Origin of the sequence: Candidatus Regiella insecticola LSR1 (genome assembly GCF_000143625.1) — a bacterium.
In the GTDB taxonomy this organism is placed as follows: Bacteria; Pseudomonadota; Gammaproteobacteria; order Enterobacterales; family Enterobacteriaceae; genus Regiella; species Regiella insecticola.
The window spans coordinates 14,341-26,944 of the sequence record NZ_GL379591.1; the positions used below are offsets into that span (position 1 = coordinate 14,341).

12 protein-coding genes and 1 pseudogene are annotated in these 12,604 nt (G+C 40.7%); 4 read left to right on the plus strand and 9 right to left on the minus strand.

All coding sequences use genetic code 11. The features are described 5' to 3' along the window. Positions 1–113 precede the first annotated feature (113 nt). Together cpxA and cpxR are read right to left on the minus strand one after the other, a co-directional pair. A pseudogene (gene cpxA, locus REG_RS04690) lies at positions 114–1,518 on the minus strand (envelope stress sensor histidine kinase CpxA). Beyond that, positions 1,515–2,204 (minus strand): envelope stress response regulator transcription factor CpxR, encoded by a 690-nt coding sequence (cpxR, locus tag REG_RS04695; protein WP_006704677.1) that lies wholly within the window; start codon positions 2,202–2,204, stop codon positions 1,515–1,517. Before cpxR ends, cpxA begins: the two are co-directional and overlap by 4 nt. 305 nt (positions 2,205–2,509) lie before the next feature. Here cpxR and REG_RS11995 point away from each other — a divergent pair. Continuing rightward, positions 2,510–3,333 (plus strand): IS5-like element ISRein1 family transposase gene (locus REG_RS11995; protein ID WP_260200023.1). Its coding sequence is split into 2 segments (ribosomal slippage): positions 2,510–2,897 and positions 2,897–3,333, totalling 825 coding nucleotides; the frame shifts between segments, so codons are not numbered across the junction. On the opposite strand, the gene REG_RS13180 is transcribed toward REG_RS11995, so the two are convergent. Then, a complete protein-coding gene (locus REG_RS13180) occupies positions 3,326–3,469 on the minus strand; it encodes a hypothetical protein (RefSeq protein ID WP_176603435.1) in 144 nt (47 codons plus the stop codon). The two genes, REG_RS11995 and REG_RS13180, sit on opposite strands and share 8 nt — an antisense overlap. A gap of 115 nt (positions 3,470–3,584) precedes the next feature. Here REG_RS13180 and REG_RS14125 point away from each other — a divergent pair, with 115 nt between their 5' ends. From REG_RS14125 to queC, 3 genes are all read left to right on the plus strand, one after another. Beyond that, positions 3,585–3,713 carry a hypothetical protein gene (locus REG_RS14125; RefSeq protein WP_260200202.1) on the plus strand — a complete coding sequence of 43 codons (129 nt, stop codon included), beginning with the start codon at positions 3,585–3,587 and terminating at the stop codon, positions 3,711–3,713. A 134-nt stretch (positions 3,714–3,847) separates the two neighbouring features. Next, complete coding sequence (locus REG_RS13185) at positions 3,848–4,048, plus strand: hypothetical protein (protein ID WP_218015667.1); 201 nt, start codon at positions 3,848–3,850, stop codon at positions 4,046–4,048. Between the two features lie 128 nt (positions 4,049–4,176). Continuing rightward, entirely contained in the window at positions 4,177–4,911 is a 735-nt protein-coding gene (gene queC / locus REG_RS04715) for a 7-cyano-7-deazaguanine synthase QueC (RefSeq protein WP_006704678.1), read from the plus strand. 176 nt (positions 4,912–5,087) lie between these two features. Here the strand turns inward: queC and REG_RS14130 are convergent, their stop codons facing one another. The 6 genes from REG_RS14130 to clpX form a co-directional block, all read right to left on the minus strand. Next, positions 5,088–5,210 (minus strand): hypothetical protein, encoded by a 123-nt coding sequence (locus tag REG_RS14130; protein ID WP_260200203.1) that lies wholly within the window; start codon positions 5,208–5,210, stop codon positions 5,088–5,090. Positions 5,211–5,522: 312 nt separating this feature from the next. Then, positions 5,523–5,912, minus strand: a complete 390-nt coding sequence (locus tag REG_RS04720; RefSeq protein WP_039907385.1) for a ComEA family DNA-binding protein — start codon at positions 5,910–5,912, stop codon at positions 5,523–5,525. A gap of 148 nt (positions 5,913–6,060) precedes the next feature. Beyond that, the gene (ppiD, locus tag REG_RS04725; protein ID WP_039907387.1) at positions 6,061–7,935 is read right to left on the minus strand and encodes a peptidylprolyl isomerase; all 1,875 of its coding nucleotides are present in this window, start codon (positions 7,933–7,935) and stop codon (positions 6,061–6,063) included. Between the two features lie 45 nt (positions 7,936–7,980). After that, positions 7,981–8,139, minus strand: coding sequence for a hypothetical protein (locus tag REG_RS13190; protein WP_176603436.1), 159 nt, complete (start codon positions 8,137–8,139; stop codon positions 7,981–7,983). A gap of 164 nt (positions 8,140–8,303) precedes the next feature. After that, positions 8,304–10,652 (minus strand): endopeptidase La, encoded by a 2,349-nt coding sequence (gene lon / locus REG_RS04730; RefSeq protein WP_006704681.1) that lies wholly within the window; start codon positions 10,650–10,652, stop codon positions 8,304–8,306. Positions 10,653–11,204: 552 nt separating this feature from the next. After that, positions 11,205–12,476: an ATP-dependent protease ATP-binding subunit ClpX gene (gene clpX, locus REG_RS04735; protein WP_006704682.1), complete on the minus strand. Its 1,272-nt coding sequence runs from the start codon at positions 12,474–12,476 to the stop codon at positions 11,205–11,207. Positions 12,477–12,604 lie beyond the last annotated feature (128 nt).

Genomic DNA, 12,604 nt, shown 5'->3' on the forward strand with positions numbered 1-12,604 from the left:
TTTTAAAAATCATGAATAAGCATATTAAAGTTTTTTTGGCTCCGTATCCACTAGAATAAGATGTTTTGAATAAGCTCAATAGATCATAAAAAATAATGTTTAATATATTTTGACTATGCTCTGACACAATCTACCGGGAGCCACATAATTAAACGTAAACCACCGAGTTGACTCTCTTCCGCTAATACCCAACCCTGGTGCTGAGTGACAGCCGTTTCTACAATCGCCAAACCTAAACCGGTTCCTCCCGATGTACGATCTCTAGCTTCGTCGGTACGATAAAATGGCCTAAATATCTGCTCACGATCTTCCGGACTAACGCCAGGACCATCATCATCAACAGTAATGGTAATACCCTTATTATCTGCGCTAAATGCCACTACAATGTGTTGATATGAATAACGCAAAGCATTACGCACGATATTTTCTAAAGCACTTTCAAGTGCCGACGGATTACCAAATAATGCCCATGCCTCCGGGGGACTCGCGACTTCGAGCGTCTTTTTTAACTGTTCCGCTTCAAATTTTGCGTTATTTAGCATATCGCTCCAGAGTTCATCGGCTTTTAGTGGTTCACGCCGCAATTCATGTTTATTGCGGGTACGGGAAAGTACCAACAAATTATTAATCATACTATCAAGCCGTTGAACATCTCTTTCAACCCGTTCCAGCTCATTTCCCTCTCCATAACGACGACGCATCAGCGCAGTAGTAAGTTGTAAGCGGGTTAATGGGGTGCGTAATTCATGGGAGACGTCAGAAATAAGACGTTGTTGCGCGGTAGCCATACGCTCTAATGCACTAATCATCTGATTGAAACAGGCACCGGCGGCTAAAAATTCTTGTGGCCCTGATTCCAATTCTGGATGCTGCTTCAAATTGCCACGAGCAACATCATCGGCCGCATTTTTCAAATTACGAGCCGGTTTAGCTAAACTCCAAGCGAGCCAAAATAATAAGGGTGCACTGATTAACATCGTGGCAAGAAGCAGTAATAGCGGACGATCAAACATCATATTGATAAAATCAGACTGTCGATTATTGGCCGAGCGGATCAGATAAAGTTGATAACGTTCTTTACCGTCAAGAATGTTGATAACGTTCTTTACCGTCAAGAATAGAAAAGGGCCCGACTATTTCCAAACGACCATACTCCTTTTTTTGAGGCTCATTTTCATCATCTGATTGACCGATAAAATTGCGTACCATTTGCATTTCTTTATCCTTAGCCCCGATCACTCTCCCTTCAGCTGTCACCAATACTAAATGTTGACCAGGGGGTGCCCATTTTTCTATCACGCGCCGTAGACGACGCCACCACATAAGATCATCGTCAGGTTCACTGGAAAGTTCTGCTTCGATGTGTTGCTTCAACATACTCCCCTGACGTTTTCCATCATCCTGTAGAAGAATTATTTGGCGTGAATCCAGCTTCGGTATCATCAACACCAACAGCACCACCAGTGATAATGTGAACCAGAAAATCGTAAAAATACGTGTGGTCAGACTGGTGATCATTTTTTTGCGACCATCAGATAGCCACGTCCTCTCAATGTTTTAAACCAATGGTATCCTCCATCTTCACGTCCTGGTAACTTGCGGCGCAAATTAGAAACGTGCATATCAATAGCACGATCAAAGGGAGTGAGACGTTTACCTAATACCTTCTCACTCAGTTCTTCACGCGATACTACCTGACCGATACGTTCCGCTAATAAATAAAGCAAGGTAAATTCGGTACCGGTTAGATCAAGTACTTTTTCATGAAAAGAGGCTTCTTGTCGACCAGGATTCAATTCTAAACCTTCCACTTTTAATATCCGTGCACTCTGATCCTCATTTTGTGGCTGATGACTCTGTAATATCCTACCGATTTGCGCTATCAAAGTGCGGGGTTTAAATGGCTTCGCATGGTATTGATCAGCCCCGAGCTCAAAACTCAGCGTCTGATCTAATTCAGTATCACGTGCCGTTAACATGATCACTGGAGTCTTATAATTTTTTCGAAGCTCTTTTAAAGTTTCGATCCCATTTTTTTTGGGCATCATTATATCCAGCAATATCACATCGATAGAGTCATCTAATAACTTCAGGGCTTGCTCGCCATCGTAAGCAACCACCACCTCGAACGCTTCCATCTCAAGTAGTTCTTTCAAAGAAGCACTTATTTCACGATCATCCTCAACCAGTAAAATTTTATTCATAGTAATTCATCTCTTTGATACGAAATACGTTATCAACCACCAGCATTCTATTAGGTTAGGTAATTTGCCTTAAAATTACACAGCAAACTGAATCTTGGCGTGATAATGCGTAAATTAATAAGATTTAATGATGGTATCAATGTTAGTTTTTAGCTTCTCCGCTATTATTTGCTGCCCATACAATCGTAGCAGATAGTTTGCATTATGGAGACGGATCACTAACTAGAAGATGCTTTATTAGACCTCTTCGGAAACTAGCATTCATATAAGAATTTTGGTAAAATACTCCTGAACAAGGAGCCGCCATGAAATATGAAGTAATAAAAGTACTGGAAGAGGAAAAATTTCGTCGCTTAACGGGTGTTAAACGCAGTACATTTGAAAAGATGATAAAGATATTGAATGAAGCAGATAAGAGTAAGCAAGGGAAAGGAGGTCGGAAACCCAAGCGGGGTTTAGAAGAGCGCTTATTAATGGCACTGGAGTATATACGAGAATATCGCACTTATTTTCATGTCAGCCAAAGCTATGGCGTGAGTGAGAGCACATGCTATGAAACGATTAAATGGATAGAGAATACACTAATAAAGCATCCTGATTTTGCCCTACCTGGACGCAAAGCTGTATTAAAAAGGGATAGGGAGTATGAGCTGGTTCTTATTGATGCCACAGAAACGCCGATTGAACGTCCCCAAAAAAACAAAAGCCGTTTTACTCAGGAAAAAAGAAACGACACACCTTAAAAACACAAGTGCTCGTTGATAAAAAAAGTAAAGCAGTCATCTGTACAAGCTTTACGAATGGGAGGCGCCATGATTTTAGGTTGTTTAAGGAGTCTGGTGTGCGAATACATCCTGACATCAAAACAGTTACCGATACAGGTTACCAAGGGCTTGGCAAGATTCATTCAAACTCGGCGTTGCCTAAGAAAAAGACAAAGAAAAATCCCTTAACAAAAGAAGATAAACGCAACAATCGTGCGTTATCAAGCCAGCGTGTATTAAACGAACATGTCATTGGTATGATTAAAAGATTTAAAATTGTATCAGACCGTTATCGAAACAGGCGAAAACGTTTTGGATTAAGATTTAATCTGATTGCTGCAATTTATAATATGGAAATTAGATAAATGATAGTTTCCGAAGAGGTCTATTGAAGTTATCGGCTATCGCTCGTCGATCATCGCGATTTTTGACATCCTCTCCCACTGAATTTTCAGTGAGAGAGCCCCGAAGGTAACGGCGTTTTTTAGCCCATTTTTTCATCAATTGAGTGTCGCTCAAGAAAATTTAGAGCAAGCGCTAAAAGTCTTTCAAATACATACAAACATTAGCGGAGCGATATTGATTATTACACGCCTTATAGCCAAAGCAGTTTAATTTGATTCAAGGCGGAGGAGCGCAGACAGTACAAATAGTACGGCAAGTGACGACAACACTTAATCAAATTAAACTGATTCGGCTATACAAACGTTTTAGCTACCCATTGCAACTATTTTGTGCACGCTAATATTTTGCCAAAACAAGCTCAAAATGCTTATTTACTTCGTGTAAACTCGGCTTTTTGAGCTTGTTTTTGATGAAATGAGTGAGCACAAAAAATTTCGAACAGGCTCTAGACTTGTCATACACAAGTGGCGGTCTGTGAAGCAGGAAGCCTCTCCCAATAGAACGGGGAGCAGTCACATAATATACCCAAAGTCCTTGAAGTTGCCGCTAGGCGGCCAGGGGGGGGGTGAGACCGATGAGCGTAGACAACTACGTGATTCGGCGAACACTCGCAGCCAACAACGCGGCGGCTTCAAAGGCGAAGGGTATAGACCTCTTTCCAAACCTACTAGGTGACGCGGATCCTGCGTTGCCCGGTGCTCACAATCCTCATGTACTTATGGCAACGAAGGTTGCTGTGCGCCGGGTGCCTTGACTTAGCATCACTCGCTACGGTTTGGAAAGAGGTCTAATGAGGAAATGTTATGCAACAAAGTGCTGTTGTCGTTTTTAGTGGTGGTCAAGATTCAACGACTTGCTTGATCCAAGCCTTACAACAATATGAAAAAGTGCATTGTATTACTTTTGATTACCAGCAACGTCATCGTGAAGAAATCGAGGTTGCAAAAAAATTAGTGAAAACATTAAATACTGCGCGCACTGAAAAAAACAGCATCGTCCATAAAATTTTAGATGTAACATTACTTAATGAGTTAACAATAAGCAGTTTGACACAAAACCATATCCCCATACCTCCTTATACCGACGCTAATAAGCACACTAACAAAAAAGCTATTCCCAATACTTTTGTGCCGGGGAGAAATATTTTATTTCTTACATTAGCGGCCATCTACGCTTATAAAATAAATACGACAACCGTTATTACCGGCGTGTGTGAAACCGATTTTTCAGGTTATCCTGATTGCCGTGATGATTTTGTAAAATCACTTAATCAAGCCATCAATCTCGGTATTGACCGGTCTATTGATTTTATTACGCCATTAATGTGGCTCAATAAAGCTGAAATATGGGCGTTGGCAGACCACTATCAACAATTAAAATTGATACGCAGCTCTACATTAACTTGCTATCAGGGCAATATAGGCGACGGTTGTAAGCAATGTGCCGCCTGTCACTTGCGGTCACAAGGGTTGATTTATTATCAGGCTAATAAACAACAAGTAATGGAAAGTTTACAGAAAAAAATCAACCGTCTTTGATATACCCAATGAATTTCGAGTTACGGCAAGGCGGCAATCAATCGAATTCCAGGAGTGTACAGACAGTACATGACTGGAATGAGTACGAGCAGCCAACGCCGCCGTAACTCGAAAGGCGAAGGATATTCTTCCCCGGCTGAATTTTCCGTGGGGAGCCCCCGCTAAAAAGAGGTCTGTTATTTATACTCTTCGCCTTTGAAGCCACCGCGTTGTTGGCTGCGGGTGTTCGCCTCATGGTATGGCACTGTTAACAAAGTGTATTCATCTAACTTGTTGAAATAATTATAATTTAAATACATTTAAAGTAAACGGTTCCTCTTTAAAAAAACAGATAAATCGATTTTTTATGGCAGCGATCGGCGAATTCTTTCAATGATGAAGCCGATCACAAAAAGTATTATTTTTATCTCATCATTATTTTATGTGTCCTAAATATTTTTATAAATTATTTGTTATTCAATAGTTTAACTTTGTTAACAGTGCCATAGCCAAAGCAGTTTAATTTGATTTAAGTGTTGTCGTCACTTGCCGTACTATTTGTACTGTCTGCGCTCATCGGTCGGTCGCCCTGGCAGCCGAAGGCAACTTCAAAGGAAGAGTATATTTCCAGCTTACAATTTCAATTTGGCACTATTACGCTCTAGAAATGATGGCCCTATGCCTGAAACTTCCTGAAGCTGCTCAAGCTCAGTGAATCTGCCATATTGTTCACGATAGCTGACTATCGCTTCAGCCTTTTTCATACCGATACCATTGAGAGACTTTGCCAATTGTTCAGCGGTAGCCGTATTGATACTAATCCGATTTGATGGTTGCTCTTTTTTTGTATCAACCACAGTATTTTCTTTAGATTTATTGTGCACGTTCTGTGACGAATTGGCTGTTGTCGCTATATTTTTCTCAGGAATATTCGTGTTAATCGGTGCCGAATTCAGTCTCAGTGTTGTACCCCATCCTGTTAATAACAACGCTAATATCAGTAATTTTTTACTTTTTTTCATATTGTATCCTCCATGCATTTAACAACCTGCTTACTTTGCCTCAGGCCATTTTTTCTAGCAATCACTGGAGGATAAATATGAGAATGGCCGCGCAAGCGGCCTTATTTTTGTTAGATCATTTTGCAAATAATTGTGATACCGATAGCAATTATGATTCAGTAGCACTTATTTTTATCGTCGCTTGTTGATGTAGATTTGCCATCAACGCTTCAAAATTCATACCGCTGGACGCTTCCTGCATTTTATTAATAAAGCTCGCCTCTTCATCTTGGGAAAGTTTTCCCGCAGTAACAGTAAGTAGCTCGATTAACACAAAATTGCCTTTGCTATCCTGAGATAAACCATATACCGGCTTATTTTTTTGTGGGTGAGCTAATGCAAAGATAGTTTTTATCAACATTTCATCATAAGAAGAACGAGACAGGGTTTCTTTCTTGCCGAAATTGAGACCTTCTTTTTTCATTATTTGAATGTCTTTTTCCTGCCGCAATGCCGCCAAGATTTTTTCACCTTGAGTTCGCGCCGCATTTTCTGCTTTTTGACGTTTAATTAGCTCTCTTATTTCGCTGCTAGCCTGATCGAAAGATTGAGGTTTTTCCGGTGTATATCCATCAACACGGATAACAAAAGCTTTGTCTCCTTCAACATTAATCACATCAGAATTACCAGAGCTCGCACCATCAGCCCCGATCAGAGAGCCTTCAAAAATCGCTTGTATTACCGGTTTAAAATTCAATTCAGCAGGGACTGTCCGGCGAGTAAACCAATTGGTTTTTTTTGCTTGCAAATCTGCTGCGACTTCGGCTGATGCCAATGAGTCGTTGTTGTTGGCAGCAGCCGTGCTAACTTGCTGTTGCAGAGCATAATACGCATCTAAGGTTTTTTCTTGCTGTACTTTCTTTAGCAATTCAGTACGCACTTCTTTAAAAGCCCTACTTTGCTCTGGTTTGATATCGTTCAATCGTACTATTAAATAGCCCACGGATGATTTTATTACGTCTGAGAGCTGACCTTTTTCAGTTAAATTAGCCTGTTTCAGTTCATCTAAGGTCATGCTTGCTTCTAACCAACCTAAAGTGCCACCATTTTTGCGTGAGATAATATCCACGGATTTTTGTTTAGCAAGGGTAGCAAAATCAGCCCCTGTCTTGAGCTCAGCTAAGATAGCCTGGGCTTCTTTTTCCGTTTTTAGCTGAATGACACTAAAATGTTTTCGCTCTGGTTGGATATAATTGTTTTTATGTTGTTGATAATAGCTTTCTATCTCTTTTTCACTCACTGTAATTTTTTTCTGGATTTCCGCCATGTCCATAAAAATATAGCTAATTTTTATTTCTGCTGGAGCGATAAAGTCTTTTTTGTTTTGATGATAATAATTTTTCAGCTCTGTATTAGTTACCTTTTGGTGCGCTTGTAGCGCGTTGACATCTATAGTAGCAAGACGAACATCACGCTGTTGTAAAACAAGTTCAGCTGTTTTTTTCATTTCCATCGGCAGAATAAATTCGCTGCTACCAACAGCTTGTAATAGCTGTTGCAAAATTAATTGTTGAAGCTGTAATTGAGCAAACTGATCGGGCTTGTATCCCATACTATTAATTAAATTAAGATATTTAGTATTATCAAATTTATTGTCCGTTTGAAAATACGGTATTTGGCGAATCGATTCTTTTACCTGCTCGTCACTGACTGTTAAACCAAGCTTTTGCGTGTACTGATTAAGTAATACATTATTGATAAGCTGTTCGAGTGTCTGCTGACGTAATTTGCTCATATAGCTTTCATTACTTGCCAAAGTGGAGAATTGTTCTCCTAATTGCTGTTGCATACGAGCCCGTTCGCTTTGAAATGCTTGTTCTAGTTTTGCTTGGCTAATTTTTTCACCATTAACCTTAGCAGCATAATCGTTAGCACCACCCACTAGATAACCACTGACACCCGTTAAGATAAAAGATAAAATAATCAGAACGATAATAATTTTTAATGCGACACTATTGGTCGCTGCCCGTAATTTTTCCATCATAAGGTGATGATACTCCGCTGTAATTTATATTAAAAATCTTAGAGCTTATGCGAAATTTTTTTGCTCTATTAAAGAAAATTTCAAACAAATTTTAAGCATCAAAAAATGGCTGGCAAGTACTAACTTACCATCCTCTTTTTTATCAATATACCCTTCGCCTTTCAAGTTATGGCTTTGTTGTCTGCAGGGCGGGATCCAACTCATTAATCAATCAACTTTAGATTATAAAACACACAATTTGTGTATATTAATTAAACAAATAAGAAAATTTCGTCTGCGAAATGCTTAAATATCAATCTTATTGATGACAAAAAATACAAAGTGGAATCCCGCCCTGGGGTATACTGCAAGGCATTCACCATCCGTTTTTAGGATTTTAGCTCAGCGCCAAAGGGAGGCTGCTCCAAGGCAAAAGAAAGAACATCCTCAATACCTTTCACGGGATGGATAGTGAGATCAGCGATAACATTATCCGGGATCTCTTCTAAATCACGTTTATTTTCATCAGGGATCAATACAATCTTAATGCCACCACGATGTGCCGCCAATAATTTTTCTTTTAAACCACCGATAGGCAACACCAAGCCGCGTAATGTGATTTCACCGGTCATTGCAACATCAGCACGTACTGGATTACCTGTCAAACAAGATACCAATGCTGTACACATGGCAATACCAGCACTGGGGCCATCTTTGGGTGTTGCACCTTCTGGCACATGCACATGAATATCACGCTTTTCGTGAAAATCAGCCTGGATACCTAATCTTTCTGCGCGTGCACGTACCACCGTTAATGCAGCCTGAATAGATTCCTGCATCACCTCACCCAATGAACCGGTATAACTCAGTTTACCTTTACCTGGGACACTGGCTGTTTCAATGGTCAGCAGATCACCCCCGACTTCAGTCCAGGCCAAGCCAGTGACCTGCCCAACTCGATTTTCAGTATCAGCACGACCATAATCTACTTTTTGTACACCCAAAAATGTTTTCAAATTGTCGCCATTAATTTCAATATTTTTAATGGCTTTATCCATTAACAAATTTTTTACTGCTTTGCGACAGAGTTTAGATATTTCACGTTCCAGGCTCCGTACACCTGCTTCTCGGGTGTAATAGCGGATAATATTGATAATAGCGCTGTCTTGAATAGTAAGTTCATTTTTTTTGACAGCATTGCGATCAAACTGTTTTGGCAGTAAATGTTGTTTAGCGATATTCAGTTTTTCGTCTTCGGTATAACCAGATAAACGGATCACTTCCATGCGATCTAGCAACGGAGCCGGAATATTCATTGAATTAGAGGTAGCGACAAACATAACATCAGATAAATCATAATCAACTTCAAGATAATGATCATTGAAAGCCACATTTTGTTCGGGGTCAAGCACCTCTAATAATGCAGAAGCCGGATCGCCCCGCATATCAGCAGCCATTTTATCGATTTCATCCAATAGAAAGAGCGGATTTTTTACATTAACTTTAGCCATTTTTTGAATCAGCTTACCTGGCATAGAACCAATGTAAGTACGGCGATGGCCACGAATTTCAGCTTCATCACGTACACCACCCAGCGCCATACGAACATACTGACGACCTGTGGCTCGGGCAATAGATTGACCCAATGACGTTTTTCCGACGCCAGGGGGGCCAACTAAGCAGAGAATCGGCCCTTTGATTTTATTAACACGGCTTTGTACGGCAAGATATTCAAGAATACGCTCTTTCACACGCTCTAAACCGTAATGCTCAGTGTCCAGTACCTGTTGTGCTTTAACTAAATCTTTTTTAACTTTACTGCGTCCGTTCCAGGGTACTTGCAACATCCAATCAATGTAGCTCCGTACTACGGTGGCTTCTGCCGCCATAGGCGACATCATTTTCAATTTTTTCAATTCAGCTTCAGTTTTTTCACGCGCTTCTTTCGGCATTTTTACTGCTTCAATTTTACGCTTTAGCATTTCGTTTTCATCGGGCGTATCGTCCATCTCTCCTAGCTCTTTCTGGATGGCTTTCATTTGCTCGTTGAGATAGTATTCGCGCTGGCTTTTTTCCATTTGTTTTTTTACGCGTTTACGGATATTGGTTTCCATTTTTAACACATCAATTTCTTTATCCATCTTCTGCAGCAAATACTCTAACCGATCAGTCACAGAAGGCATTTCAAGAACCTCCTGTTTATCAGATAATTTCAATGGCATATGTGCAGCAATGGTATCAGCAAGACAGGCTGCATCTTCAATCTTGTTTAAAGATATCAATACTTCCGGGGGGATTTTTTTATTAAGTTTTATACAACATTCAAACTGATGAATTGCGCCACGCACTAACGATTCTTGCTTCCGCTCATCCATTACTGGCAATTCGATATGTCGAGTCACAGCCGCGAAACATTCACCATCATCTAAAAGGGTATCAATCTTCGCGCGCCTTAATCCTTCTACCAGTACTTTTACTGTGCCATCCGGCAATTTCAGCATTTGTAGAATCGAAGCAATAGTACCAACAGAAAATAAATCTTCTGGAGCAGGATCATCTTTTGCCGGGTCTTTTTGCGCAACTAAGATGATTTTTTTATCATGTTCCATTGCGGCTTCCAGGCCTCGAATAGATTTTTCCCGGCCAACAAACAGGGGGATCACCATGTGCGGGTAAACAACCACATCACGCAATGGTAATACTGGGATTTCTATACGTTCAGAACGCTTAAGGTTCATAGAACTCTCTCTTAGGTTAGCTTTCTGCCTGACTTATAATGGAATCTTTTCACATCTTCCCCGCTCCAAAAAACCTTATAGCCAAATCATTTTAACTTTATTTAAGTGTTGTCGTCGCTTGCCGTACTATTTATTTGTACTGTCTGCGATCCTCCGCCTTGAATCAAATTAAAATGATTTATAGTTTTACGGTGTGTATTGGATAAAGTACAGATTGTCACGGATTTCACTATTATAGATTGTGGATATATGGGGACAAAAGTCTGAGATTCAACAATAACAATGCGAGGAAAAAATAGGGGACGAAATTTCCCCCTAAGAGCCTGTTCCAAATCCTCTTGAGCGACACTCAATTGATGAAGTATCAGCGAGAACAAGGAATTTCGAACAGGCGCTTAGTTATATACCATTCTCCTTTGAAGCCGCCGCGTTGTTGGCTGCCAGCCATCGCCCGAATCACATAGTCTGTCCACGCTCATCGGGTCTCACGCCCTGGCAGCCGAAGGCAACTTCAAAGACAAAGGGTATATTCACTTCTTAATTTAATCAGAGTTATTCTCCAATGGCCTGAGCTTCACTCTTTTTGTAGACGAGTAAAGGGGCAGATTGGCCATCGATAGCCGATTCATCCACCACAACTTTATCCACTTTTTCCATTGACGGTAAATCGTACATCGTATCCAATAAGGCTGCCTCAACAATAGAACGTAAACCACGGGCACCGGTCTTACGTGCCATTGCTTTTTTAGCAATCGCGGTCAGCGCTTCCTCAGTGAACTCCAATTCAACACTCTCTAAATTAAACAGGGCTTGATATTGTTTAGTCAGCGCATTCTTCGGTTCTTTTAAAATTTTAATTAAAGCCTCTTGATTCAGTTCAGTCAGCGTTGTTACAACCGGCAACCGTCCTATGAATTCAGGAATTAAACCAAATTTAATCAAATCTTCAGGTTCTGCCTGGCGTAATAATTCACCTTCACTGGGTTTTTCACAGACACTTTTTACAATCGCGCCAAAACCAATACCCGTGCCTGTATTCAAACGCTGGCTAATCACTTTATCTAATCCAGCAAAAGCGCCACCACAGATAAAAAGAATTTTCGAGGTATCAACCTGTAGAAACTCCTGCTGAGGATGCTTACGCCCCCCCTGCGGCGGCACTGCGGCGATGGTTCCTTCGATGAGTTTTAATAACGCCTGCTGTACCCCTTCCCCAGAAACGTCACGGGTTATGGATGGGTTTTCTGATTTCCGCGAAATTTTATCAATTTCATCAATGTAGACAATCCCTCTCTGCGCCTTTTCTACATTATAATCACATTTTTGCAACAATTTTTGTATGATATTTTCTACATCTTCACCGACGTAACCCGCTTCAGTTAATGTGGTCGCATCTGCCATAGTAAAGGGCACATCCAGAAACCGCGCTAAGGTTTCTGCTAACAGCGTTTTACCACTGCCTGTTGGACCAATCAGTAAAATATTACTTTTTCCTAATTCAACACCATTATTACTGTCACCGTTACACAAACGTTTATAATGGTTATACACTGCTACCGCCAACGCTTTTTTCGCCTGTTCTTGCCCGATAACATAATCATCGAGATGATGACGAATTTCATGGGGTGTCGGTAAAGCACTTCGCTCTCTGTGCTGAGAAACATCTTTGATTTCTTCGCGAATAATGTCATTACACAGTTCAACGCATTCATTACAAACATATACCGCGGGCCCAGCAATCAACTTACCCACTTCACTTTGGCTTTTGCCGCAGAAAGAGCAATATAGCGGCTTTTCAGAATTCTTTTTGCTCTTATCCGTCATCAATAGACCTCTTCTTTAAATTTCTGTATTAGACTTCTTTCACAACCTACTGCGTGGCGTGAATTCTACGTTACGCTGTGCTCACCATCCTCATGTACTTTGTGCACGCTGCGGTTGCTGCACTCCCG

What these genes read in the sequence shown, in the direction of transcription:
- cpxR (WP_006704677.1), bottom strand. Translation starts at nt 2,204, where the DNA reads ATGAATAAAATTTTACTGGTTGAGGATGATCGTGAAATAAGTGCTTCT.
- REG_RS13180 (WP_176603435.1), bottom strand. Translation starts at nt 3,469, where the DNA reads ATGAAAAAATGGGCTAAAAAACGCCGTTACCTTCGGGGCTCTCTCACT.
- queC (WP_006704678.1), top strand. Translation starts at nt 4,177, where the DNA reads ATGCAACAAAGTGCTGTTGTCGTTTTTAGTGGTGGTCAAGATTCAACG.
- REG_RS14130 (WP_260200203.1), bottom strand. Translation starts at nt 5,210, where the DNA reads ATGTATTTAAATTATAATTATTTCAACAAGTTAGATGAATACACTTTG.
- REG_RS04720 (WP_039907385.1), bottom strand. Translation starts at nt 5,912, where the DNA reads ATGAAAAAAAGTAAAAAATTACTGATATTAGCGTTGTTATTAACAGGA.
- ppiD (WP_039907387.1), bottom strand. Translation starts at nt 7,935, where the DNA reads ATGATGGAAAAATTACGGGCAGCGACCAATAGTGTCGCATTAAAAATT.
- REG_RS13190 (WP_176603436.1), bottom strand. Translation starts at nt 8,139, where the DNA reads ATGAGTTGGATCCCGCCCTGCAGACAACAAAGCCATAACTTGAAAGGC.
- lon (WP_006704681.1), bottom strand. Translation starts at nt 10,652, where the DNA reads ATGAACCTTAAGCGTTCTGAACGTATAGAAATCCCAGTATTACCATTG.
- clpX (WP_006704682.1), bottom strand. Translation starts at nt 12,476, where the DNA reads ATGACGGATAAGAGCAAAAAGAATTCTGAAAAGCCGCTATATTGCTCT.